General features: G+C 68.9%; 25 protein-coding genes. 11 read left to right on the top strand and 14 right to left on the bottom strand.

Annotation, left to right across the window (positions count from 1 at the left end):
• Positions 1-45: 45 nt before the first annotated feature.
• The 4 genes from B3Z70_RS16815 to B3Z70_RS16800 all read left to right on the top strand — a co-directional run bounded on the left by B3Z70_RS16815 (position 46) and on the right by B3Z70_RS16800 (position 2,224).
• Entirely contained in the window at positions 46-651 is a 606-nt protein-coding gene (locus B3Z70_RS16815) for an EF-hand domain-containing protein (RefSeq protein ID WP_292045927.1), read from the top strand.
• 66 nt (positions 652-717) lie between these two features.
• A complete protein-coding gene (locus B3Z70_RS16810) occupies positions 718-1,293 on the top strand; it encodes an RNA polymerase sigma factor (RefSeq protein WP_292019674.1) in 576 nt (191 codons plus the stop codon).
• The gene (locus B3Z70_RS16805) at positions 1,290-1,697 is read left to right on the top strand and encodes a hypothetical protein (RefSeq protein WP_292019671.1); all 408 of its coding nucleotides are present in this window, start codon (positions 1,290-1,292) and stop codon (positions 1,695-1,697) included. The genes B3Z70_RS16810 and B3Z70_RS16805 overlap by 4 nt, the downstream gene beginning before the upstream one ends.
• Positions 1,694-2,224 carry a periplasmic heavy metal sensor gene (locus B3Z70_RS16800; protein ID WP_292019669.1) on the top strand — a complete coding sequence of 177 codons (531 nt, stop codon included), beginning with the start codon at positions 1,694-1,696 and terminating at the stop codon, positions 2,222-2,224. The genes B3Z70_RS16805 and B3Z70_RS16800 overlap by 4 nt, the downstream gene beginning before the upstream one ends.
• Positions 2,225-2,229: 5 nt before the next feature.
• On the opposite strand, the gene B3Z70_RS16795 is transcribed toward B3Z70_RS16800, so the two are convergent.
• Positions 2,230-2,910 (bottom strand): bifunctional 4-hydroxy-2-oxoglutarate aldolase/2-dehydro-3-deoxy-phosphogluconate aldolase, encoded by a 681-nt coding sequence (locus B3Z70_RS16795; RefSeq protein WP_292019668.1) that lies wholly within the window; start codon positions 2,908-2,910, stop codon positions 2,230-2,232.
• 203 nt (positions 2,911-3,113) lie between these two features.
• On the opposite strand from B3Z70_RS16795, the gene B3Z70_RS16790 reads away from it, so the two are divergent.
• From B3Z70_RS16790 to B3Z70_RS16775, 4 genes are all read left to right on the top strand, one after another.
• Positions 3,114-3,626 carry a GNAT family N-acetyltransferase gene (locus B3Z70_RS16790; RefSeq protein WP_292019666.1) on the top strand — a complete coding sequence of 171 codons (513 nt, stop codon included), beginning with the start codon at positions 3,114-3,116 and terminating at the stop codon, positions 3,624-3,626.
• A gap of 73 nt (positions 3,627-3,699) precedes the next feature.
• The gene (locus B3Z70_RS16785) at positions 3,700-3,957 is read left to right on the top strand and encodes an Lrp/AsnC ligand binding domain-containing protein (RefSeq protein WP_045811868.1); all 258 of its coding nucleotides are present in this window, start codon (positions 3,700-3,702) and stop codon (positions 3,955-3,957) included.
• 69 nt (positions 3,958-4,026) lie between these two features.
• Positions 4,027-5,322, top strand: a complete 1,296-nt coding sequence (gene hmgA / locus B3Z70_RS16780) for a homogentisate 1,2-dioxygenase (RefSeq protein ID WP_292019664.1) — start codon at positions 4,027-4,029, stop codon at positions 5,320-5,322.
• The gene (locus B3Z70_RS16775) at positions 5,319-5,684 is read left to right on the top strand and encodes a hypothetical protein (RefSeq protein ID WP_292019662.1); all 366 of its coding nucleotides are present in this window, start codon (positions 5,319-5,321) and stop codon (positions 5,682-5,684) included. Before hmgA ends, B3Z70_RS16775 begins: the two co-directional genes overlap by 4 nt.
• 60 nt (positions 5,685-5,744) lie before the next feature.
• Here the strand turns inward: B3Z70_RS16775 and B3Z70_RS16770 are convergent, their stop codons facing one another.
• The 13 genes from B3Z70_RS16770 to B3Z70_RS16710 form a co-directional block, all read right to left on the bottom strand.
• Positions 5,745-6,050 (bottom strand): hypothetical protein, encoded by a 306-nt coding sequence (locus B3Z70_RS16770; RefSeq protein ID WP_292019660.1) that lies wholly within the window; start codon positions 6,048-6,050, stop codon positions 5,745-5,747.
• 83 nt (positions 6,051-6,133) lie between these two features.
• Entirely contained in the window at positions 6,134-7,255 is a 1,122-nt protein-coding gene (gene glk / locus B3Z70_RS16765; protein ID WP_292019658.1) for a glucokinase, read from the bottom strand.
• Positions 7,137-9,026: a phosphogluconate dehydratase gene (gene edd / locus B3Z70_RS16760; protein ID WP_292019656.1), complete on the bottom strand. Its 1,890-nt coding sequence runs from the start codon at positions 9,024-9,026 to the stop codon at positions 7,137-7,139. The genes glk and edd overlap by 119 nt, the downstream gene beginning before the upstream one ends.
• Positions 9,026-9,742, bottom strand: coding sequence for a 6-phosphogluconolactonase (gene pgl / locus B3Z70_RS16755; RefSeq protein WP_292019654.1), 717 nt, complete (start codon positions 9,740-9,742; stop codon positions 9,026-9,028). Before pgl ends, edd begins: the two co-directional genes overlap by 1 nt.
• Positions 9,735-11,195 (bottom strand): glucose-6-phosphate dehydrogenase, encoded by a 1,461-nt coding sequence (gene zwf / locus B3Z70_RS16750; RefSeq protein ID WP_292019652.1) that lies wholly within the window; start codon positions 11,193-11,195, stop codon positions 9,735-9,737. The genes pgl and zwf overlap by 8 nt, the downstream gene beginning before the upstream one ends.
• Before the next feature lie 42 nt (positions 11,196-11,237).
• The gene (gene hisIE, locus B3Z70_RS16745) at positions 11,238-11,867 is read right to left on the bottom strand and encodes a bifunctional phosphoribosyl-AMP cyclohydrolase/phosphoribosyl-ATP diphosphatase HisIE (RefSeq protein WP_292019649.1); all 630 of its coding nucleotides are present in this window, start codon (positions 11,865-11,867) and stop codon (positions 11,238-11,240) included.
• Positions 11,864-12,631 carry an imidazole glycerol phosphate synthase subunit HisF gene (hisF, locus tag B3Z70_RS16740; RefSeq protein WP_292019647.1) on the bottom strand — a complete coding sequence of 256 codons (768 nt, stop codon included), beginning with the start codon at positions 12,629-12,631 and terminating at the stop codon, positions 11,864-11,866. Before hisF ends, hisIE begins: the two co-directional genes overlap by 4 nt.
• 31 nt (positions 12,632-12,662) lie before the next feature.
• Positions 12,663-13,394 (bottom strand): 1-(5-phosphoribosyl)-5-[(5-phosphoribosylamino)methylideneamino]imidazole-4-carboxamide isomerase, encoded by a 732-nt coding sequence (gene hisA, locus B3Z70_RS16735; protein ID WP_292019645.1) that lies wholly within the window; start codon positions 13,392-13,394, stop codon positions 12,663-12,665.
• The gene (hisH, locus tag B3Z70_RS16730) at positions 13,388-13,987 is read right to left on the bottom strand and encodes an imidazole glycerol phosphate synthase subunit HisH (RefSeq protein WP_312124168.1); all 600 of its coding nucleotides are present in this window, start codon (positions 13,985-13,987) and stop codon (positions 13,388-13,390) included. Before hisH ends, hisA begins: the two co-directional genes overlap by 7 nt.
• A 166-nt stretch (positions 13,988-14,153) precedes the next feature.
• Positions 14,154-15,578: an imidazoleglycerol-phosphate dehydratase HisB gene (gene hisB, locus B3Z70_RS16725; RefSeq protein WP_292019643.1), complete on the bottom strand. Its 1,425-nt coding sequence runs from the start codon at positions 15,576-15,578 to the stop codon at positions 14,154-14,156.
• Between the two features lie 172 nt (positions 15,579-15,750).
• Complete coding sequence (gene hisD, locus B3Z70_RS16720; protein ID WP_292019641.1) at positions 15,751-17,073, bottom strand: histidinol dehydrogenase; 1,323 nt, start codon at positions 17,071-17,073, stop codon at positions 15,751-15,753.
• Positions 17,073-17,954, bottom strand: a complete 882-nt coding sequence (hisG, locus tag B3Z70_RS16715; RefSeq protein ID WP_292019639.1) for an ATP phosphoribosyltransferase — start codon at positions 17,952-17,954, stop codon at positions 17,073-17,075. Before hisG ends, hisD begins: the two co-directional genes overlap by 1 nt.
• A 10-nt stretch (positions 17,955-17,964) precedes the next feature.
• On the bottom strand, positions 17,965-18,249 hold the full coding sequence (locus B3Z70_RS16710) for a YerC/YecD family TrpR-related protein (protein WP_292019637.1): 285 nt from the start codon (positions 18,247-18,249) through the stop codon (positions 17,965-17,967).
• Positions 18,250-18,402: 153 nt separating this feature from the next.
• Between B3Z70_RS16710 and B3Z70_RS16705 the strand changes: the two genes are divergently transcribed.
• From B3Z70_RS16705 to B3Z70_RS16695, 3 genes are all read left to right on the top strand, one after another.
• Entirely contained in the window at positions 18,403-19,608 is a 1,206-nt protein-coding gene (locus B3Z70_RS16705) for an NAD(P)/FAD-dependent oxidoreductase (protein ID WP_292045926.1), read from the top strand.
• Between the two features lie 81 nt (positions 19,609-19,689).
• Positions 19,690-21,111, top strand: coding sequence for a circularly permuted type 2 ATP-grasp protein (locus tag B3Z70_RS16700; protein WP_292019884.1), 1,422 nt, complete (start codon positions 19,690-19,692; stop codon positions 21,109-21,111).
• On the top strand, positions 21,112-22,050 hold the full coding sequence (locus B3Z70_RS16695) for an alpha-E domain-containing protein (protein WP_292019882.1): 939 nt from the start codon (positions 21,112-21,114) through the stop codon (positions 22,048-22,050).
• The last annotated feature ends 1 nt before the right edge of the window (position 22,051 follow it).

Here is a 22,051-nt window from a genome sequence, read left to right as displayed (position 1 = left end):
ATGTCCGGCCGCCGTATGCGGCCCAAGGAGACGATCGAGATGAGAATGACCTTTCTGACCGGCCTGGGCGCCATCGCGCTGGCCGCCAGCGCCGGCGTTGCGACCGCACAGACCCCGCCCGCGCCGCATCATGCGCGTGGCGAGCCGAACCGCCAGATCACCCGCGCCGAGTTCGTCGATGCGCGCGTCGCCCGCCTGACGGCGATGGATGCGAACCGCGATGGAACGATCAGCGTCGAGGAGCGTCAGGCGGCCCTGCAGGCCCGACGCGCCGAACACGCCGACGCCCGCTTCGCCAAGCTGGACGCCAACGGCGACGGCTCGATCAGCCGCGCCGAGTTCGACGCCGCCAACGTCGCCCGTCCCGAACGCGCCGGCGCGCGCGAGGGTCGTCGCGGCGGTCCGCGTCACGCCATGCGCGGTCCGGGCCGCGAGGGTCGCGAGCGCGGTCCGGTGATGATTTCGGAGGTCGCCGCCAAGCTGGGCGAGCGGTTCGACACGATGGACGCCAACCGCGACGGCGTGATCTCGCCGGACGAGCGCCGCGCCGCCATGACCGCCCACCGCGCGGATCGTCAGGCCCGTCGTGCGGAGCGCCAGGCCGCGCGTCCGGCGCCACAAGCCGCTTCCCCGGCTCCGGCTTCGGAGTAAGAACGGTGTCGGGGTCGGCCGTCATGGACGAATCGGTCCCTTTCGTCAGCAGCGGAAGAGGCAGGCTTGGTCGCCATCGTCGACCCCGACGAGGAACTAGTGCGCCGCGTGGGTCAGGGCGACCCGGCGGCGTCGCAGGCGTTGGTCGCCAGAAAGCTGCCGCGCATCCTGGCTCTGGCGCAGCGGATGCTGGGCGACGCGGCCGAGGCCGAGGACGTGGCGCAGGAGGCCATGCTCAGGGCCTGGCGACAGGCCCCGAAGTGGCGGCCCGGCCAGGCGCGGTTCGACACCTGGCTGCACCGGGTGGCGCTGAACCTCTGTTACGACCGGCTGAGGCGCCGGCGCGAAATCCCGACCGATACGCCGCCGGATCGACCGGACGAGGGACCGGGGCCGGATCGGGGGCTCTTGGCCGCCGAGACCGGCGCGCGGGTGACGGCGGCCTTGAAGCGGCTGCCCGACCGTCAGCGCGAGGCCATCGTGCTGTGCCATTATCAGGAGCTGTCCAATATCGAGGCGGCCGCCCTGATGGCGATCAGCGTCGAGGCGCTGGAGAGTTTGTTGTCGCGCGGTCGTCGCGCATTGCGTCAGGCGCTGTCGGATATGTCTCCGATCACCGCCTCTAAGGGAGACGGACGATGAAGGCGGAACGGTTGCAGGCTCTGGCGGACGCCTATGGCGCGGACCTGCGTCGCTGGCCTGCGGACCAGCGCGCCTTCGCCGAAAGCCTGCTGGCCGCCGATCCGTCGTTGCGGGACGTGCTGGACCAGGCTGCGGCGCTGGATGCCCTGCTGGATACGGCGCCCGTGCCGGTCCCTTCGGCGGCGCTGACGGCGCGGGTCCTGGCGGCGGCGCCTCGACCGAAGACCAGCGGGCGGTGGCGTCAGGCTGTCTGGTATCTGGGCGCCGGCTGGGCGGCGGCGGCCTGCGCCGGCGTGGTGGCGGGCGTCGGCCTGACCAGCCATCTGACGGCCGATGCGCGGGCGGATGCGGTGCTCTATCAATCGGCCCTGACCGGGGTGGACGACACCGAGGTTCTGGGATGACGACCAAGACGCTGAAGATCGCCCTGGCCGTATCGGTGGCCCTGAACCTTTTCGCGGTGGCGGGGGGCGTGACCTATGTCGTCGGCCGCGACAAGATCGAACGGCGGATCGATGAGCAGCGCCGGGGCGGCCGCGAAGGGCCGCTGGCCGAGGTGCTGGCCGGGCTGGACCCCGCCGTGCGCCAGCGGGTGCGCGCTTCCTTACGCGAAACCGCCCTCTTGGCCCGTCCCGATTTCGAGGCGGCGCGGGCGGCGCGGCGCGAGGCCATCGCCGTCGCCGGTCAGCCGACGCTGGACTCCCCGCGCGTCCAGGCCCTGCTGGAACAGTCGCGCGCGGCCGAGATGCGCGGGCGTCAGCGGCTGGAGACCGGGGCGGTGGCCCTGCTGGCGACCCTGACGCCGGCAGAGCGCAAGGCCATGACGCCCCTGTTGCAGCGCAAGGGCGCCGCCCGTCGCAACGCCGCGCGCCACGACGGGCCGGAAACGAACGGGTCGGACCGCGCCGGCCAAGACCGCCCCGGCCGCTGAAGGTCCTAGGCGGCTTTCGAGGCGCGGAAGGCCGCCACGGCGTCCACCGCCGCGCGCACGGAGGTCTCGATGGCCGTCCAGTCGCCGGCCTTGACCGCCGCGTCCGTCACCAGTTTGGAGCCCATGCCCGCCGCCACGATGCCGGCGCCGAACCATTTGGCGATGGAGGCTTCCTCGGGATCGACGCCGCCGGTCGGCATGATCTTGACCCAGGGCATCGGCCCCTTGACCGCCTTGACGAAGTCCGGGCCGCCGACCGACGAACCGGGGAACAGTTTGACGATGTCGCAGCCCAGTTCGTGGGCCTCGCCGATGTCCGTCACCGAACCGCAACCGGGGAAATAGGCGACCATGCGCCGGTTGCAGACCTTGGCCACGTCGGGAACCAGGCAGGGGCTGACCACGAACCGCGCGCCGCGGTTCAGATAGAGCGCCGCCGTGCCGCTATCGACCACCGAACCGATGCCCAGCACGACGTTCGGATCGGTCTTGATCAGTTCGCGATTGATCTCGCCGAACAGGTCGCAGGCGAAGTCGCCGCGATTGGTGAACTCCACCACCGGCGCGCCGCCGCGCGCGCAGGCGCGGATCACGTTCAGGCTGACCTCGGGATCGGGATGGTAGAAGACGGGGCAGACGCCCTGGGTCTCCAGCGCCTGAAGCACGCTGACGCGATCGTGGGCCATGGTCTGTCTCCTGGTCGTCCCGATGCGGCGGGATCGTGTGGGCCGTTCGGCGTTCTGCTTATCGCACGCCCGGCCCAGACCAAAGCCCGGGGGGCCAGCTTCGCCGTGAGGCGACGGAACATATTGTTTCATTCGCCGGTCTTGATCGAGGTCAAGGCGCGGCGTCGCCGAAGGGGCGAGGGTCGGGATCAAAGGAGAAGCCCATGACCCTGCTCGATCGCGAACGGCTCGTCACCCGCACAGGCCTGCGCCTGGAGGTCCGCGCGGCGCGCGGCGAGGACGAGCGCGCCCTGGCGGCCTTCTTCGCCAAGGTGACGCCGGAGGATATGCGGTTCCGTTTCCTCTCCACCCTGGGCGCGCCCGGTCACGACCAGCTGCTGGCCCTGATCGAAAAGCCTTCGGCGAACGGCGAGAGCCTGATCGCCTGGGGCGAGGACGGGACCATTGCGGCGACCGCCGTCCTGGCCGGCGACGCGGCGGGCGAGCGGGCCGAGGCCGCCATCCTGCTGCGCGGGGACCTGAAGGGGCAGGGGATCGGCTGGACCCTGCTGGAACGGCTGGTGGCCGAGGCGCGGGCGCGCGGCTATGCGGTGGTGGAATCGCTGGAGGACCGCGCCAACCACGCCGCCCTGCAGGTCGAGAACGACATGGGTTTCGACGTCGCCCCGGTCGAGGACGACCCCACCCTGGTCTGGGTCAGCAAGCGGTTGCGCTGATCGGCGCCGTCGGCCGTTTCGGCGGCGGTCGCCATGGGCTAGAAGGCGTTCAAACTTCAGGAAGGCCACGGCCATGATGACCGCCATCTTCGTCTTCATCAAATGCGAGCTGGGTTACGCCAACGATGTGGCGGCCGACATCGTGGACAATGTGGAGAATGTGTCGGAAGTCTATTCCACCTCGGGCCAGCACGACCTCTTGGCCAAGTTCAACCTGCCGCGCGACGCCGATATCGGCACCTTCGTGACCAAACAGGTCCAGACGCGCCCGCACGTGCGCGACACCTTCACCGTCATCACCTTCTCGCCCTTCCTGCCGTCCAAGGTCTGACCGCCGTCCGCGCGACAGGGTGACGCTGGCGTGCGCGGGGTCTAAACCGGGGGCATAGGGAGACACCATATGACGCGATCCAACGCGCCCGCCTACATGACCGGCTTCGGCAATCATTTCGCGACCGAGGCCGCGCCCGGCGCCCTGCCGCAGGGCCAGAACTCGCCGCAGAAGACGCCGATGGGCCTGTACGCCGAACAGCTGTCGGGCACGGCCTTCACCGCCCCGCGCGCCGAGAACCGCAGAAGCTGGCTCTATCGTCTGCGGCCCTCGGCCCAGCACGGACCCTATCGGCCGTTCGACCAGGGCCGGGTGCGCTCGGGGCCGTTCGACGAGACGCCGCCCAATCCCAACCGGATGCGCTGGGATCCGCTGCCGATGCCTGAAGCCCCCACCGACTGGGTCGAGGGGCTGACCACCTATGGCGGCAACGGCGAGCCGGACGCCGGGGCGGGCGCGGGCATCCACCTGTATGTCGCCAACCGTTCGATGACCGACCGCGTCTTCTATAACGCCGACGGCGAAGTGCTGATCGTGCCCCAGGAGGGGGCGCATCGCTTCGTCACCGAGATGGGGGTGATCGAGGCCCGGCCCGGCCAGATCGTCCTGATCCCCCGCGGCGTGCGCTTCCGCGTCGAGGTCGAGGGTCCCGTGCGGGGCTATGTCTGCGAGAACTACGGCGGTCCGTTCCGCCTGCCCGATCTCGGCCCCATCGGCGCGAACGGCCTGGCCAATCCGCGCGATTTCGAGACGCCGGTCGCGGCCTACGAGGACGTGGATCGCCCGACCGAGTGCGTGCAGAAGTACGGCGGCCGTCTGTGGGCCACGACCTTCGATCACAGCCCGCTGGACGTGGTCGCCTGGCACGGCAATCTGGCGCCCTGCCGTTATGACACGGCGCGGTTCAACACCATCAACACCGTCAGCTACGACCATCCCGATCCGTCGATCTTCACCGTCCTGACCAGCCCGTCGGAGACGCCGGGGACGGCCAACATCGACTTCGTCATCTTCCCGCCGCGCTGGATGGTGGCCGAACACACCTTCCGTCCGCCGTGGTTCCACCGGAACGTGATGAGCGAGTTCATGGGGCTGGTGACCGGCGCCTATGACGCCAAGGCGGGCGGTTTCGCGCCGGGCGGGGCGTCGCTGCACAATCGCATGAGCGGCCACGGCCCGGATCAGGCCAGCTACGAGGGCGCGATCAAGGCCGAGCTGAAGCCGCACAAGATCGAAAACACCCTGGCCTTCATGTTCGAAACCCGTGCGCCGATCCGCGTCACGAAATGGGCGTCGCAATCCCCTCAGATGCAACTGGACTACGACGACGTGTGGTCGGGATTCACCAAGGGACAGATATCATGATCCGTATTTGGATCATCGCCGCCGCCGCGCTTCTGGCGGCCGCCTGCACGCCCCAGACCACCACGAGCGCGGGTTCCGACGCGCCGATGCAGAGCGCGGAGGCCTCGGCCTGCGCGACGCGCGGCGGCACGATGAAACAGGTCGGGCGAATGCAGTCCTGGCAGTGCGTGATCAGCTACGCCGACGCCGGCAAGCGCTGCACCGACGGCGCCCAGTGTCAGGGCGATTGCCGCGTCGAGGGCAATACGGGCGCCGCGGCGGGAACGGCGACCGCCGGCGTGTGCCAGGCGACCAGCGATCGCTTCGGCTGCAACGCCACGGTCGTGGACGGCAAGGTCGGCCCGACCCTCTGCATCGACTGACCGCCGATAAGAAAAAGCCCCCGTCGCGAACGACGGGGGCCGGTCCATCCGTAAACGGATTTAGTGGGTCGACGGCGTGTTCGACGTGGTCATGCCGCCGTCGGCGTTGCCGCCCTGTTGCTCGACACGGTCGGCCTTGCGGTCGGCGTTCTTCTCGACCTGATCGGCCTGGGCGTTCAGGGCGTCCTTCTGGGCTTCGGTCGGAGCGGTCGCAGCCTGGGCTTCCAGCTGGTCGGCGCGGGCTTCGCCCGTCGCTTCGATGGCGTCGGCCTGTTTCTCGGCGGCCTTGTCGGTGGCGCTTTCACCGCAGGCGGCGACGCCCGACAGCACGAACAGCGACGCGGCGGCGATGGCGAACTTTTTCATCTTGGGTTTCCTCTCCTTTGTGGAGACGAGGAAACGTCACGGCGGCGGATCGGTTCACGCCGCCGTGAGATTTGCGTGATCGCCTAGCCTTCGGCCTCGGCGAAGGCGACGCGCGCGGCGCCCAGCAAGGCGGCGTGTTTGTGCATGATCACCTTGGTCGGGATTTCGGACATATAGTCCTTGAACCGGCCCTTGCGCTCGAACCGCTGGCGGAAGGGGCTGGCCTTGATGAAGGGCAGGATGCGCGGAACGATGCCGCCCGCGATATAGACCCCGCCGCGCGCCCCGGTGGTCAGGGCGATGTCGCCGGCCACGGCGCCCAGGATGGCGCAGAAGCGGGCCAGGGTCGCGCCGCACGGGCTGTTCGGATCGGTCATCGCCGTCTGGGTGATCTGGGCCGGATCGTCGATATGGGTCTCGCGCCCGTCGATCTCGGCCAGGGCCCGGTGCATGTTCAGCAGACCGGGGCCGCAGATCAGACGCTCGATGGAGACGCGATCATAGCGGCGGCGCAGGATGCGCAGGATTTCGTCCTCGACCGGATCGCCGGGGGGGAAGCAGGCGTGGCCGCCCTCGGACGGCATGGCCATCTCCTTGCCGTGGGCGTCGCGCACCAGGGCCGCGACGCCGAAGCCGGTGCCGGGACCCAGCACGGCGACGGTCGAATGCGGATCGCCGTCGACCGGCCCGCCCAGGCTTTCCAGCTGGTCCGCCGGCACGACGGGCGCGCCCCAGGCCAGGGCCTCGAAATCGTTGATCAGCTTGACCGGCTTCAGGCCCAGGGTCTGCAGCTCGCTCTCCGACACCTGCCAGGGCGAGTTGGTCAGGTCGATGGCGCCGTCCGTGACGGGGCCGGCCACGGCGATGACGCCGCCGGTCGGCTTGACCTCGCAGCCGTCGATGAAGGCGGCGACGCCTTCCAGGAAGGTCGGATAGGTCTCGGCCGGGAAGCTGTCGTGGTGGTCCAGCACGGGCTGGCCGTCCACCATGCGGGCCAGGGCGAAGCGGGCGTTGGTGCCGCCGACGTCGCCGACGAGGAGGGTCTTGTCATTCATTCTGGGCGTTTCCTGCGCTCGGTTCGGTGGATCAGGCGTCCACGGTCCGGTCGACGAAGTTGGGGTTGGGCGGCGTGTCGTCGTGGCCGTTGCTGGCGCTGGGCAGGGCGAAACAGACGGTGGCCCCCTGTTCGGCGGTGGTGACGACATGGCGGAAGGCGCCGAACAGCTCGCGGCCATAGCCCCAGGACGAACCCTGGGCGATGGCCGGCGTGCGCGTGGCGGCCGGTCGGGCGGTCAGGTCGGCGATCCCGACGGTGGTCAGCACCCCGGCCTCGGGGTCCAGGCGGATGATGTCGCCGTCCTGAACGTGCGCCAGCGGACCGCCGGCCAGGGCCTCGGGGCTGACGTGAATGGCGGCGGGCGTCTTGCCGCTGGCGCCCGACATCCGGCCGTCGGTGACGAAGGCCACCTTGAACCCCTTGTCCTGAATGACCGACAGGGCTGGCGACAGGCTGTGCAGTTCCGGCATCCCATTGGCCTTGGGTCCCTGGAAGCGCAGGACCACCACCACGTCGCGGAACAGCTTGCCGTCCTTGAACGCCTGCAGCGCGTCTTCCTGGGTTTCGAACACGGCGGCGGGCGCCTCGACGATGCGGTTCTCGGGTTTGACCGCCGAGATCTTGATGACCGCGCGGCCCAGGTCGCCCTGGACCAGGCGAAGGCCCCCCTCGTGGTCGAACGGATCGGACGCGGGACGCAGGATGTCGCGATCCAGGCTCTCGCTCACCCCGTCGCGCCAGACCAGTTCGCCGTCCACCATCGACGGCTCCTGGAAATAGGCCTCGATCCCCTGGCCCATGATGGTGGTGACGTCGGTGTGGATGTTGCCGGCCTGGGCCAGTTCGCGCGCGATGAAGGCCACGCCGCCGGCCGCCTGGAAGGCGTTCACATCGGCCGAGCCGTTGGGATAGACCCGCGCCAGCAGCGGCGTGACCGACGACAGTTCGTCCATGTCGGTCCAGTCGATCAGAACCCCCGCCGCCCGCGCCATGGCGACCAGATGGATGGCGTGGTTGGTCGAACCCCCGGTGGCCAGAAGGGCCACGATCATGTTGACGATGGACTTCTCGTCGATGACATCGGCCATGCGGCACTCGCCGCTGCGCGCGAGTTCGACCGCCCGCTTCGCCGCCGCCGCCGTCAGGGCGTCGCGCAGGCCGGTGTCGGGATGGACGAAGGCGGTGGAGGGCATGTGCAGCCCGCCCAGCTCCATCATCATCTGGTTGGAGTTGGCGGTGCCGTAGAAGGTGCAGGTGCCGGGCGAGTGATAGCTGCCGATCTCGCTTTCCAGCAGGGTCTGACGATCCACCTTGTTCTGCGCATATTCGGCGCGGACGCGGGCCTTTTCCGCATTCGGAATGCCCGACGGCATGGGGCCTGCCGGAGCGAAGACGACGGGCAGGTGACCGAAAGCCAGGGCGCCCATGAACAGGCCGGGCACGATCTTGTCGCAGACGCCCAGCATCAGGCCGGCGTCGAAGGCGTCGTGGGTCAGGGCCACGCCCGCCGACATGGCGATGACGTCGCGGCTGAACAGCGACAGCTCCATGCCGGGGCGACCCTGGGTCACGCCGTCGCACATGGCGGGCGTGCCGCCGGCGACCTGGGCCGTGGCGCCGACCTCGCGCACCGCCTTGCGCACCACGTCGGGGAAACGTTCGAACGGCTGATGGGCCGACAGCATGTCGTTATAGGCGGTGACGATGCCCAGGTTCGGCTTGGACCCGTCCATCGACGTAAGCTTGTCGGCGATTGTCTGGCCCGCGAAGGCGTGGGCCCAGTTGGCGCAGGACAGTTTGGCGCGGCCGGTCCCGCTGTCGCGGGCGGCGTCCATGCGACGGATATAGTCGGCGCGGGTCTCGCGGCTTTTCTCGACGATGCGGGCGGTGACCGCGGCGACCGTGGGGTGAAGCGCCATCAGCCTTCCTCCGTCCACAAAACTTCAAGGGGAACGCCGGCGGCGATCAGGGCGGCGATGGGCTGAACCTTCGGATCGCCCTTGGCCTGTTCTTCGAAGACGCGCCGCTTGGCGGCGCCCTTCAGGCCCAGGATCACCCGACCGGCCGACATCAGATAGGCCAGGTTGATCGACAGCCGCTCGATGGTCGGCGCCATGCCGTCGCGACCGTGGGGCACGCCCAGGACCGTGGGTTTCAGCGTCGGCGTCAGCAGGGTCTTCAGCGTCGGGCTTTCGGGGAACATGGAGCAGATGTGGCCATCCTCCCCCATGCCGAGCAGGACCGCATCGAACCGCCCGCCGGCGTCCGCCAAAGCCTTGGCGGCGACCATGGCCGCCCGGTCCACCGTGACCTCGGGCGTATAGAGGGGGATGAAGCGCGCCGCCGCCGCCTTGTCCTGCAACAGGACGTCGCGGATCAGTCGGGCGTTGGACTCCGGCGAGGTTTCGGGAACATAGCGCTCGTCCACCAGGGTCACGGCGACCCGGGACCAGTCCAGATCGGTCGCCGCCAGCCGGCGATAGATGGGGGCAGGCGTCGAACCGCCCGGCCCGGCGAACAGGGCCGCGCCCTTGTCGCGCAGGGCTGTCGAAAGGCTCTCGCTCAGCCGGGCCGCGATGGCCTCGGCCCAGGCGTCGACGCCGGCGAAGGTTTCGATGGCAGGGATATCAGACATCGGTCGTGTTCCAGTCGCGGCCGGTCCGCATCATCAGCATGTCGGCGCTGTCGGGACCCCAAGTTCCGGCGACATATTCGTCGGGCTTCAGGCCGGATTCGGCCCAGGCCTCGGACACCTCGTCCACCCATTTCCAGGCCTGTTCCGCCTCGTCGCGACGCACGAACAGGGTGGAATCGCCCGCCATCGCATCCAGCAGCAGACGCTCATAGGCGATGCGGCGGCGCGGCGGGGCGTCGCCCTTGCCGTCAACACCCCACGACAGGCTCATCTTGATCGGCTGAAGCTGCATCCGCCGATCCAGGCCGGGGCGCTTGTTCATGACGGTCAGGGAGATGTCTTCCTCGGGCTGAAGCTCGATGATCATCCGGTTCGCCGTCACTTCTCCGCGATCATCGCGGTCGAAGATCGAGTGGGGCACCGGCTTGAATTGGATGACGATCTCGGTGCGCTTTTCCGGCAGCCGCTTGCCGGTGCGCATGAAGAAGGGCACGCCGGCCCAGCGCCAGTTGTCGATGTCGGCGCGGATGGCGACGAAGGTCTCGGTGTCCGAATCCTGACCCCGCTCCTCGTCATAGCCCTTGACCGGCTTGCCCTCGCTGGTCCCGGCCACATACTGGCCGCGCACGGTGACGCGCTCGGCCTCGTCGGGGGTGATGGGGCGAAGCGAGCGCAGCACCTTGACCTTCTCGTTGCGCACCGAGTCCGGGTCCAAGTCGCTGGGCGGCTCCATCGCCACCAGGCACAGCAGTTGCAGCATGTGGTTCTGCAGCATGTCCCGCAGCGCGCCGTATTCGTCGTAATAGGGCCAGCGGTCGCCGACCCCCACGGTCTCGCCGATGGTGATCTGGACGTGGTCGATCGACAGATTGTTCCACAGCGGCTCGAAGATGGTGTTGCCGAACCGCAGGGCGATCAGGTTCTGCACCGTCTCCTTGCCCAGATAGTGATCGATGCGGAACACCTGGTTCTCGCTGAAGGCGTGGGCCACGGCGTCGTCGATGTCCAGGAAGGACGTCAGGTCGCGCCCGACCGGCTTTTCCAAAACAATGCGGCAGTTCTTCTCGGCCAGACCGGCGGCCTTCATCGCGGTGACGATGCGGGCGTACAGCGACGGGGACACGGCCAGGAACGACGTGACCTCGCCGTCGCCCACCTTGTCCTTCAGCGGCTTCAGGCTGTCGGGCGAGGTGGCGTCCACCGCCAGATAATCCAGACGCGCCTTCATCCGCGACCAGCTGTCCTCGTCCCAGGCCTTGTCGGCCTCGGCCTTGGCCTTCACCGCGTCGTGGACCTTGGCGATATAGTCGTCGGCGCTTTCTTCCGAACGCGCGGCGCCGATGATCTTCAGCCCGTCGGGCAGCAGGCCGTCGTGCTCGAGGAAATACAGCGACGGCAGCAGCATGCGCATCGCCAGATCGCCGCCGCCGCCGAACAGAATGAGAGCCGCCATGAAGTATCCCTTCAGCGATCCCGCTTTGTGGGATCGACGCCGTTAAGGTGCAGGTTGGCCTTTGCCCGCTTCGGCGCGTGAGGCCAACACATCCAGCACGTCCTGAAACACCATGTTACGGGCATGGAGAAGAACGAGCAGGTGATAGATCAAATCCGCAGCCTCGCTGGCGAGTTCCTCGTCCGGTCCGGCGACGCCGGCCAGGGCGGTTTCGACGCCCTCTTCGCCGACCTTCTGGGCGATGCGTTTGGGGCCCTGGGCGATCAGTTTGGCGGTCCAGCTCTCTGACGGATCGGCGGCGGCGCGGCGGGCGATGGTCTGTTCCAACCGGGCGATGCGGCCCACGCCCGGCGCGTCGGCCTCTCCGAAACAGCTGGTCCGGTTCAGGTGACAGGCGTTGCCGACCGGCCGGACCGACAGGACCAGGGCGTCGTTGTCGCAGTCGGGCGTGACGCCCACGACATGCAGCCGGTCGCCCGAGGTCTCCCCCTTCCTCCACCGTCCGCCGCGCGAGCGCGAGAAGAAGGTGGCTTCGCCCGACGCGATCGTCTCGTCCAGGGCCGCGCGGTCCATATAGGCTAGAGTCAGGACCTGAAGCGTGGCGGCGTCCTGAACCACGACGGGGACAAGGCCGCCGCCCTTGGCGAAGTCGATGGTGTTCGGGTCGATCACAGTCTCATCTCCAGGCCTTGGCCGGCCAGGTATCGTTTCAGGTCCGGTATGGCGATGGCGCCGGTGTGGAAGACGCTGGCGGCCAGGGCGCCGGACACGTTGGCCTGGTCGAACACGGCCTTGAAATGCTCCGGCGCGCCGGCTCCGCCCGAGGCGATCAAGGGGATGGTCAGGCGCGCCCGGGCGGCGGACAGTTGTTCGATGTCATAGCCTTTGCGCACCCCGTCCTGGTCGATGCAGTTCAGCACGATCTCGCCGGCGCCGAGGGCTTGCGCCTGATCCAGCCAGTCCAGGGTGCGCTTGCCGGCGCGGCGGCGCGCATCGGGATCGCCGGTGTATTTATGGACCACCCAGTCGCCGTCCTCGAACCGGCTGTCGACGCCGACGACGACACACTGGCCGCCCAGCCGTTCGGCCATCTCCGCGATCAGTTCGGGCCGCTCCAGGGCGGGGGAGTTGATCGACACCTTGTCCGCACCGTGGTCCAGGCATCGCGCGGCCTGATCCACGCTGCGGATGCCGCCGGCGACGCAGAAGGGGATGTCCAGCAGCCGGGCGATATCCCTGATCCAGCCATAGTCGAGCGTGCGCCCCTCGGGACTGGCGGCGATATCATAGAAGACCAGTTCGTCGGCGCCCGCGTCACGATAGCGCGCGGCCAGTTCGGCGGCGTCGCCCACGTCGGTGTGGCCGACGAACTTCACGCCCTTGACCACCCGCCCGTCCTTGACGTCCAGGCAGGGGATGATCCGCCGGGCGGTCATTGGACCGCCCTTATGCTTGCGAACGGGGCGGTCATGCCGCCGCCGCTATGGCTTCGGGCAGGGTGAAACAGCCCTCGTAGAGTGCGCGGCCCACGATGGCGCCGTTGCAGCCCAGCGCCTTGATGGCGCTGAGATCATCCAGCGACGACACGCCGCCCGAGGCCTGAAGCACCAGGTCGGGACGTCGCCTGCGGATTTCCGCCAGCAGCTCCAGGTTCGGCCCGGTCAGGGCGCCGTCGCGGCCGACGTCCGTCACCAGCAGGTGTTTGGCCGTCCCCTTCGGATAGCGGTCCAGCGCCTCCCACAGAGTGACGCCCGACGACTGGGTCCAGCCCTTCAGCGCCGGCACGGGCACGCCGTCCTCCATCTTGACGTCCAGGGCCAGGGTGATGCGCTCGATCCCGAACCCCTTCAGCCAGGCGGCGACGTCGTTGGGCTGGGTCACGGCCAGGGAGCCTACGACGACGCGCGAGACGCCCGAATCCAGCAGTTTGGCCACGTCGTTGGCGCTGCGCACGCCCCCGCCCGACTGGACCTTGACGTCGATGGCCTGGGTCAGTTCGCCGATCAGGGCGTGCTGCACGGCCTGGCCCGCCTCGGCGCCGTCCAGATCGACGATATGGATCCACTGCGCGCCCTCGGCCGCGAAGGCGGTCAGGCGGGCGGCCGGCTGTTCGTCATACTGGGTCACCTGGTCGAACTTGCCGTGCATCAGCCGCACGCAGACGCCGGCCTTCAGGTCGATGGCGGGATAGATCAGCATGTCAGGCCCAGAAAGTTCTTGAGGATCGTCGCCCCGGCCTCGGCCGAGCGTTCGGGGTGGAACTGGCAGCCCCAGCGGTTATCAGAGCGCACCACGGCAGGGACCGGCCCGCCATAGTCGGCCCGCGCCAGGGTCGCCGGCCCGTCGGGGCAGACGAAGCCGTGGACGAAATAGGCGTAGGCGCCGTCGGCGACGCCTTCCAGCAGCGGATCGTCGCGGTCGCGCGTCAGGCGGCTCCAGCCCATGTGCGGCACGGGCAGGGGCTCGGACGGCTCCAGACGTTTCACCACGCCGGGGATGACGCCCAGCAGTTCGACGCCGTCGCCTTCGTCGCTCGATCCGAACAGCAACTGCTGGCCCAGGCAGACGCCCAGCAGGGGGCGAGGGAAGGCGCGGATCGGTTCGATCAGGTTCAGTTCCGCCAGCCGCGACATGGCGTAGCCCGCCGCCCCGACGCCGGGCAGGATGACCCGCTCGGCCTCTGCGATCTCGACCGGATCGGCGGTCAGGCGCACGGTCGCGCCCAGCCGCTCCAGCGCGAACTGAACCGAGGCGATATTGCCCGCGCCATAGGCGATGACGGCGACCTCCATCAGCCTTCTCCCCTTGGGGGAGAAGGTGGCTCGCGGAGCGAGACGGATGAGGGGGATGCCGGATACAGGCTCGCTCTTGCCGTCAGCGAGGCGGACAGAGCCCCCTCATCCGAGCCCTCCGGGCCCACCTTCTCCCCCGAGGGGAGAAGGAATGCAGGTGCGCTCATCACAACACGCCCTTCGTGCTCGGCACCGCATCCCCCTCCACGCGGATGGCCTGACGCAGGGCGCGGCCGAAGGCCTTGTAGACGGCCTCGGTCTTGTGGTGGTCGTCCTGGCCGGTGACCTTGATGTGCACGGCGGCGCCCATGGCCTCGGCCAGGGAGCGGAAGACGTGGGCGGTCAGGTCGGTGCGGTAGTCGCCGATATAGGGCGTCTCGAACGCGCCCTCGAACAGCGGATAGGGCCGTCCCGACAGGTCGATGGAGACGGTCGCATTGGCTTCGTCCATCGGCAGGACGAAGCCGTAACGGGCGATGCCCTTGCGTTCGCCCAGCGCCTGTTTCAGCGCCTGGCCCAGGGCGATGGCGCTGTCCTCGATGGTGTGGTGCGGGTCGGTGTGCAGGTCGCCTTCGCATTGCAGCCGCAGCGAGAAGCCGCCGTGGGCCGCGATCTGCTCCAGCATGTGGTCGAAGAAGCCGACGCCGGTCTCGATCCTGATCGGGCCAGGCGCATCCAGATCGACGGCGCAGACGATGCGGGTCTCCTTGGTGTCGCGCACGGCCTGACCTACGCGCGGTGCGCGGCGCTTGGCGGGCGTCAGGCCGAAGGCCGCCAGCAGCCGGTCGTTGACCTCGGGCTTGATCGAGACGGGCAGGCGCAGACGGTCGCCCGACAGGTCGCCCGCGACGCCATAGGTCTTCAGTCCCGCCAGCGCCGCCGCCGGATCTTCGGGCCGGGTCATGATGATGGGGCCGACGCCGGGTTCGACCGGCATCAGGCGGCCCAGTTCGCGGGCGATGCGCTCGCGTTCGCGCCGGACCGAGGCGATGCGTTCGGCGGTCTCGATCATCCGCGACGGGGCCAGCGCCTGCTGCGCCAGCCGCGCCAGCGGCTCGGGCAGGGCGTAGGGTTCCAGCACCGACGCCAGCCGGGCCAGCGTCTGCGGCTGGCCGATCGCGGCGCCGACCCGCGCGCCGGCCAGACCATAGGCCAGGGACAGGCTGCGCAGGACGACCAGGTTCGGCAGGTCGGCGACGACCGTGACGGCCGATGCGCTGTCGGAGAACTCGATCACGCCCTCGTCCACCACCAGCAGGGCGGGGGCGACGCGAGCGGCCATTTCGGCGACGGCCTCGGGCGAGCCCAGCGCGCGGATGACCACCACGGCGGCTTCGCCCTTGGACGGATAGATGGCGGCAAGGCTGTCGTAGGGTTCGGCCCTGGGGGCCTCGACCGATCCGCCGTCGCGGGCGGCCAGACGCCAGGCCAGTTCCAGCCCGTGGGTCAGGCCACGGACGGGCAGCACCTGGTCGGCGGGCACGGCGTAGAGGGCGGCCATGCGGGCGGCCAGCGCCGAGGCGTCGCCGGGATAGCGGTCCAGGCCGTCGCCGCCGGACACCAGCGGGGGATAGGGGGCGGGCAGGGTCATGACAGATCTCCTTCTCCCATCGGGGGAGAAGGTGGCTCGCGGAGCGAGACGGATGAGGGGGTTGCCGGATACAGACCCGCTCCCGCCGTCAGCGAGGCGGACAGAGCCCCCTCATCCGAGCCCTTCGGGCCCACCTTCTCCCCCGAGGGGAGAAGGGTATTTGCGATCAGGCTCATCCCTCGCTCCTCAGGTCGGCGGCGCGGGCGTGGGCTTCGAGGCCCTCCATCCGGGCCAGGCGGGCGGCGATGGGGGCCAGGCCGCGGGCGCCGGCCTCGGTCACCAGCTGGACCGACATGGTGGTCATGAAGCTGGCGGTGGTAACGCCGCCCAGCGTCCTGGCGCCGCCATCGGTCGGCAGGACGTGGCTGGGACCGGCGGCGTAGTCGCCGAGCGTCTCGGCGGCGAACCGCCCGACGAAGACAGCGCCGGCGGCCTTGATCGCATCGACCAGGGGTTCGGGATCGTCGATCTGGATCGCCAGGTGTTCGGGACCATAGAGGTTGGCCACCTCAGCGGCGGCGTCCAGATCGCGCACCAGAATGGCGCGAGCTTCCTGCAACGAGGCGCGGGCGATGGCTTCGCGCGGCAAGGTGGCGACCTGCACCTCGACCTCGGTCAGGATGTAGTCGATGGTGGCGCGGCTGGTGGAGACCAGCAGAACCTGGGCGTCGGTGTCGTGCTCGGCCTGGCTGAGCAGGTCGGCGGCGGCGATCTCGGGGGCGGCGTCGCGGTCGACGATGACCATCAACTCAGACGGGCCGGCGGGCATGTCGACGGCGGGACCTCCGGGCAGGGCGGACGCCTGTTTCTTGGCCTCGGCGACATAGGCGTTGCCGGGTCCGAACAGCTTGTCGCAGGCGGGGATGGTCCCGTCCTCCAGCTCGACGCCGAAGGTCAGGGCGGCGATGGCCTGCGCCCCGCCCATCAGCCAGATGGCGTCAAGACCGGCCTCTGCGGCGGCCAGGATCATGGCGGGGTGAACGCCGCCGTCCTTGTTCGGCGGCGTCACGGCGACGCGCTGGCCGACGCCCGCGACCCCGGCCGGAATGGCCAGCATCAGCAGCGACGAAAACAGGGGCGCGGTGCCGCCGGGAATGTAGAGGCCCGCCGAGGCGATGGGCCGCCACGCCAGTTTCGAGCGCACGCCGGGCGTGGTCTCGACGAAGGGAGTGTCTTCCGGCTTGGTCGCCTGGTGGAAGACGCGCACATTGTCGGCGGCCATCCGCAGGGCGCGGACGTCGGCGGGGGGGAGGGCGTTGCGCGCCTCGGCGACAGCGCCGGGTGTGACGGCGATGCGGCGGGGCGGGGCCTTGTCCAGCTTCAGGCACCATTCGGTCACCGCCGCGCCGCCGCGCTCGCGCACGTCGTTCAGGATGGCGCGGACGACCTCGGTCACGTCGCCCGCCGTGCGCTGGGCCGGGCGGACCAGCGCCGCCTTCTTTCCAGCGGCGTCCAGCGACGACCAGTCGATGCGTTTGAATGCGGTTTCGGTCATCACATCATCTTCTCGATGGGCAGGACCAGGATGGCCGAGGCGCCGGCGGCCTTCAGCTTCTCCAGCGTCTCCCAGAAGACGGCCTCCTGACAGACGGCGTGGACGGCGACCGCATCGTCGCGGCCCATCAGGGGCATGACGGTCGGCGAACCGGCGCCGGGCAGGATGGCCGTTATCTGGTCCAGCGAGGCGCGGGGCGCATTCAGCATGACGTATTTGGCGCCCTGGGAGGACACCACGCCCGCCATCCGTTCGACGACGCTGTCCAGCAGGGGCTGAAGGCTGGGCTCGGGCGCGACAGGCGATTGGATCAGGACCGCCTGACTTTCCAGAACCGTATCCTTGGCCCCCAGGCCGTTGGCCTCCAGCGTCGCGCCGGTCGAGACCAGGTCGCAGATGGCGGCGGCCAGCTTGAGCCGCGGCGCCACCTCGACGGCCCCGCGCATGACCACGATGTCGGCCTTGACCCCGCGCTCGTCCAGGAAGCGACGCAGGATCTTGGGATAGGAGGTCGCGATGCGCAGACCCTCCAAAGAGGCCGGCCCGTCGTAGGCCAGGGTCGGGGGCGTGGCGATCTTCAGCGTGCAGCGACCGAAGCCCAGGGGCATGACGATCGAGGCGTTCGGCCCGCCGTTGCGGCCCTCTTCCAGCACGTTCTCGCCGACGATCCCCAGATCGCAGACCCCGTCGGCCACGAAGGTGGGGATGTCGTCGTCGCGCACGCGCAGCAGGTCGATGGGGTAGTTCTCGACCCGGTACAGCAGGTCGTTGTGACCCTTGACCCATTTCAGGCCCGCGTCGCGGATCAGGTCGAGGCTGCGGTCGGCCAGACGGCCGGATTTCTGGACGGCGATGCGGAGCCGACCCTGGACAGTGCTCATGTTCGGATACTCAGGCTTTCAACCGGTCCAGGGCGATGCGGTATCCCTGATGCGGCATGTCTTTCAGATAACGGGCGACGCGGACGACGGTGGTGGGGCTGGCATGGGCCTCGGCCGCGATCTCGCGATAGGATTTGCCGCCCGCATCCAGCAGACGCGCGACCTGCCAGCGCTCGGCGAAGGCGCGCAGTTCCGCAGGCGTGCAGAGATCGGCCAGAAAGGCGTCGATCTCGGCGCGCGTCCGCATCGACAGCAGGGCGTCATGCAGGGCGTCACGGGCGGGCGGGGTCGTCATGCGCGTTCCACTATGCTGTAACGATGGAACGGTCAAGGGGTGGGCGTGTGTCGTGATCGGTGACTCGTGATTGGATGGCGCAGGCTTCAATCCCGAGTCACGATTCACCAATCACGACTTACGCACACAGGTTCACCGCTCTACATCACCTCCATGACCAAGGTTCTCATCATCGGCGCCGGGCACGCCGGCGGCTCCGTCGCGGCCTTTCTGCGGCAGTACGGCCATGAGGGGCCGATCGTTCTGGCGGGCGAGGAGGATGCGCCGCCGTACCAGCGTCCGCCCCTTTCAAAGGCGTGGCTGAAGGGGGAGGCGGATCTGGACGGCCTGCTGCTGAGGCCGCTGAGCTTTTACGTCGAGCAGGACATCGACTTCCGGCCCTCGACCGTCGCCGTGTCCATCGACCCGGAGGCGAAGACGGTCGCCTTCCACGATGGATCGTCGGAAACCTATGAGGTGCTGGTGCTGGCCACCGGATCGACGGCGCGGAAACTGCCGGTTCCGGGCGGGGATCATCCCGACCTGCTGGAACTGCGCACGCTGAAGGACGCCGAACGGCTGAAGGCCGTGCTGGGGCCGGGCAGGCGGCTGGCGGTGGTCGGCGGCGGCTATGTGGGGCTGGAGGCGGCGGCCTCGGCGCGCGCGCTGGGGGCCGAGGCCGTCGTCATCGAGCGGGCGCCGCGCGTGCTGGCGCGGGTGGCGTCCGAGGCGCTTTCGGCCTTCTTCACCGAACAGCATCGGGCGCGGGGCGTCGAAATCCTGACGGGGGCCGAGGTGGTCGCCGTGGCGCGGGACGGCGTGACCCTGGCCGATGGAACGGTGGTTCAGGCGGACGCGGTGCTGATCGGGGTCGGCGCCCTGGCCTGCGACGGCCTGCCCCGCTCGGCGGGCTTGCGATGCGACGATGGGGTGGTGGTGGACGATCAGGCGCGGACCAGCGATCCGGCCATCTTCGCCGTCGGCGACATGACGCGCCGCCCCATCCCCGTCCACGGCGGCGTGCATCACCGGCTGGAAAGCGTGCCCAACGCCCTGGAACAGGCTAAACAGGCGGCCGCCGCCATCGTCGGTCGGCCCGGGCCGGCGCCCGAGGTCCCGTGGTTCTGGTCGGACCAGTACGAGTACAAGCTGCAGATCGCCGGCCTGCCGTTCGAGGCGGATCGCCAGGTGGTGCGCGGCGATCCGGCTGCAGGAAGCTTTGCGGTGTTCCATCTGGCCGGCGACCGCATCGTCTGCGTCGAGGCGGTAAACGCCCCGCCCGAGTTCATGGCCGGCAAACAGCTGATCGCCAAGGGAACGCCTGTGGACGTGGACAAGCTGGCGGACATTGCGGTGTCGATGAAGGCGGTGGCGGCGTAATAGGCGTCGCCGCAGTGCAACAAAACTGTTGCGCTTTCCGTTTCGAGGCCCTCACTCTGTGGTTTATTCTCGGCGGGGCGGATGACGAGAGCGTTCGACGAAATGAGCGGCGGCGGATCGGGTGCGATCCGCGACAGCTACAAGACCCTGGCGGCGTGGCTGGAAAACGCGCCGTCCGATCTGCTGCAGGCGCGCTCGCGCCAGGCGGAGCTGTTCTTCCGGCGGATGGGCGTCACCTTCGCCGTCTATGGCGATGAGGAATCCAACGAACGGCTGATCCCGTTCGACGTGGTGCCGCGCATCATCGGCGCCGATGAATGGAGCGGTCTGGAAAAGGGGTTGAAGCAGCGGGTCACCGCCATCAACGCCTTTCTGAAGGATATTTATGGCGCGCAGGAATGCATCAAGGCGGGCATCGTCCCGCCCGACCTGATCCTGACCAATCCCCACTATCGGCCGGAGATGCAGGGCCGCCGTCCGCCGGGCGACGTCTGGTGCCACATCTCGGGCGTCGATCTGGTGCGCACGGGCGAGGACGGCTTCTACGTGCTGGAAGACAACTGCCGCACGCCGTCGGGGGTCTCCTACATGCTGGAGAACCGCGAGATGATGATGCGGCTGTTCCCCGATCTGTTCGCTGAACATGCCGTGCGGCCCGTCGAAATCTATACCGACATGCTGCTGCGCTCGCTGCAGGCGTCCGCGCCTGCGGGGGCGGGGGCCGATCCGACCATCGTCGTCCTGACGCCGGGGCCGTTCAACTCGGCCTACTACGAGCACAGCTTCCTGGCCGACAAGCTGGGGGTCGAACTGGTTCAGGGCACGGACCTGTTCGTCAACGACGACACGGTCTTCATGAGAACGACGGAGGGGCCGAAGCGGGTCGACGTCATCTACCGCCGCATCGACGACGACTTCATCGACCCCCTGACCTTCATGCCGAACTCCACCGTCGGGGTTCCGGGGCTGATGTCGGCCTATTTCGCCGGGCGCGTGACCCTGGCCAATGCGGTCGGAACGGGGGTCGCCGACGACAAGGCCGTCTATACCTATATGCCCGACATCATCCGCTTCTTCACCGGCGAGGACGCGATCCTGAAGAACGTCCCGACCTGGCGTTGCCGCGAGCCGGACGCGCTGAAGGAGGTGCTGGGCAAGCTGGACGAGCTGGTGGTCAAGGAGGTCGGCGGATCGGGCGGCTATGGGATGCTGGTCGGGCCGACGTCGACCAAGGCCGAGATCGAGGCCTTCCGCGCCAAGCTGATCGCCGATCCCGACGACTTCATCGCCCAGCCGACGCTGAGCCTGTCCACGGCCCCGACGTTGAACGGCGGCGCCCTGTCGCCCCGCCACGTCGATCTCAGGCCGTTCGTCCTGTCCAGCCCGGCGGGGGTGCGCGTCGCGCCCGGCGGCCTGACGCGGGTGGCGCTGAAGGAGGGGTCGCTGGTGGTCAACTCCAGTCAGGGCGGCGGAACCAAGGACACTTGGGTGCTGGACAACTAAATGCTCTCACGCACTGCAGACAGTCTCTACTGGACCGGCCGCTATATGGAGCGGGCGGACTTCCTGGCGCGCATTCTGGAAGCCGCCATTCGCCTGGCCGCCCTGCCGGCCAAGGACCAGGCCACGGTCACGGCCTGGGCGGGCGCCATCGCCTCGTCGGGCGTCAAGGCCAGCTTCGACGCCACCGGGCGCACCGTGTCAGAGAAGTCGGTGCGGGAGTATCTGGCTTTCGGTTACGACAATCCGACCTCGATCAAGGCCTGCATCACCAAGGCGCGGACCAACGCCCGCTCGGTGCGGACCGCCCTGACCATCGAACTGTGGGAGGCGATCAACGGCGCCTGGAACGGCCTGAACGAACTGGGCGAACCGACCAAGCGCGACGACTTCACCAACTTCCTCGACTTCGTGAAATCCACGTCCTTGGCGGTCGAGGGCGCCTCCTCGCGGACCATGCTGAGGAACGACGCCTATTGGTTCCTGCGGCTGGGTATGGCGATCGAGCGGGCCGACAACACCGCCCGCCTGCTGGACGTGAAATACCATCTGCTGCTGCCGCCCGGCGAACGGGTGGGCGGGCAGCTGGACTATTTCCAGTGGACGACCCTGTTGCGCGAGGTCTCGGCCCTGACCGCCTATCGCTGGGTCTATCGGGAATCGGTGCGGCCCTGGCTGGTGGCGGACCTCTTGGTGCTGAACCGCCAGATGCCGCGTTCGCTGGCCTCGTGCCAGGGGATGATCGTGTCCTATCTTGAAAAACTGGCCGCCGATTACGGTCGTCGCGGCCCGGCGCAACGGTTGGCGTCCAACCGTCTGGGTCAGTTCAACGAGGCCAAGATCGAGGACATCTTCCAGTCCGGCCTGCACGAATACATCCAGGGCTTCCTGAACGAGAACAACGCCTTGGCCGCCGCCGTCCACGAACAGTATCTGGTCTGAA

Origin of the sequence: Brevundimonas sp. UBA6550 (assembly GCF_002434505.1) — a bacterium.
GTDB lineage: Bacteria > Pseudomonadota > Alphaproteobacteria > Caulobacterales > Caulobacteraceae > Brevundimonas.
Note: the sequence above shows the minus strand (reverse complement) of the source record. Positions and strands in the feature narration are given on the sequence as shown.

Bases quoted from the DNA above. Each gene is read 5' to 3' on its own strand.
- B3Z70_RS16800 (WP_292019669.1), top strand. From the start codon at position 1,694: ATGACGACCAAGACGCTGAAGATCGCCCTGGCCGTATCGGTGGCCCTG.
- B3Z70_RS16695 (WP_292019882.1), top strand. From the start codon at position 21,112: ATGCTCTCACGCACTGCAGACAGTCTCTACTGGACCGGCCGCTATATG.
- hisF (WP_292019647.1), bottom strand. From the start codon at position 12,631: ATGACCGCCCGGCGGATCATCCCCTGCCTGGACGTCAAGGACGGGCGG.
- hisD (WP_292019641.1), bottom strand. From the start codon at position 17,073: ATGACCGAAACCGCATTCAAACGCATCGACTGGTCGTCGCTGGACGCC.
- zwf (WP_292019652.1), bottom strand. From the start codon at position 11,195: ATGGCGGCTCTCATTCTGTTCGGCGGCGGCGGCGATCTGGCGATGCGC.
- glk (WP_292019658.1), bottom strand. From the start codon at position 7,255: ATGTCGTCACCACCGCCGAACAGGGGGCCACCGTCTGTTTCGCCCTGC.
- edd (WP_292019656.1), bottom strand. From the start codon at position 9,026: ATGGCGCTTCACCCCACGGTCGCCGCGGTCACCGCCCGCATCGTCGAG.
- B3Z70_RS16790 (WP_292019666.1), top strand. From the start codon at position 3,114: ATGACCCTGCTCGATCGCGAACGGCTCGTCACCCGCACAGGCCTGCGC.
- B3Z70_RS16805 (WP_292019671.1), top strand. From the start codon at position 1,290: ATGAAGGCGGAACGGTTGCAGGCTCTGGCGGACGCCTATGGCGCGGAC.
- B3Z70_RS16775 (WP_292019662.1), top strand. From the start codon at position 5,319: ATGATCCGTATTTGGATCATCGCCGCCGCCGCGCTTCTGGCGGCCGCC.
- hisB (WP_292019643.1), bottom strand. From the start codon at position 15,578: ATGACCCTGCCCGCCCCCTATCCCCCGCTGGTGTCCGGCGGCGACGGC.
- hisA (WP_292019645.1), bottom strand. From the start codon at position 13,394: ATGCTGATCTATCCCGCCATCGACCTGAAGGCCGGCGTCTGCGTGCGG.
- B3Z70_RS16710 (WP_292019637.1), bottom strand. From the start codon at position 18,249: ATGACGACCCCGCCCGCCCGTGACGCCCTGCATGACGCCCTGCTGTCG.
- B3Z70_RS16795 (WP_292019668.1), bottom strand. From the start codon at position 2,910: ATGGCCCACGATCGCGTCAGCGTGCTTCAGGCGCTGGAGACCCAGGGC.
- B3Z70_RS16770 (WP_292019660.1), bottom strand. From the start codon at position 6,050: ATGAAAAAGTTCGCCATCGCCGCCGCGTCGCTGTTCGTGCTGTCGGGC.
- pgl (WP_292019654.1), bottom strand. From the start codon at position 9,742: ATGTCTGATATCCCTGCCATCGAAACCTTCGCCGGCGTCGACGCCTGG.
- hisG (WP_292019639.1), bottom strand. From the start codon at position 17,954: ATGAGCACTGTCCAGGGTCGGCTCCGCATCGCCGTCCAGAAATCCGGC.
- hisH (WP_312124168.1), bottom strand. From the start codon at position 13,987: ATGGAGGTCGCCGTCATCGCCTATGGCGCGGGCAATATCGCCTCGGTT.
- hmgA (WP_292019664.1), top strand. From the start codon at position 4,027: ATGACGCGATCCAACGCGCCCGCCTACATGACCGGCTTCGGCAATCAT.
- B3Z70_RS16700 (WP_292019884.1), top strand. From the start codon at position 19,690: ATGACGAGAGCGTTCGACGAAATGAGCGGCGGCGGATCGGGTGCGATC.
- B3Z70_RS16705 (WP_292045926.1), top strand. From the start codon at position 18,403: ATGACCAAGGTTCTCATCATCGGCGCCGGGCACGCCGGCGGCTCCGTC.
- B3Z70_RS16815 (WP_292045927.1), top strand. From the start codon at position 46: ATGACCTTTCTGACCGGCCTGGGCGCCATCGCGCTGGCCGCCAGCGCC.
- B3Z70_RS16785 (WP_045811868.1), top strand. From the start codon at position 3,700: ATGATGACCGCCATCTTCGTCTTCATCAAATGCGAGCTGGGTTACGCC.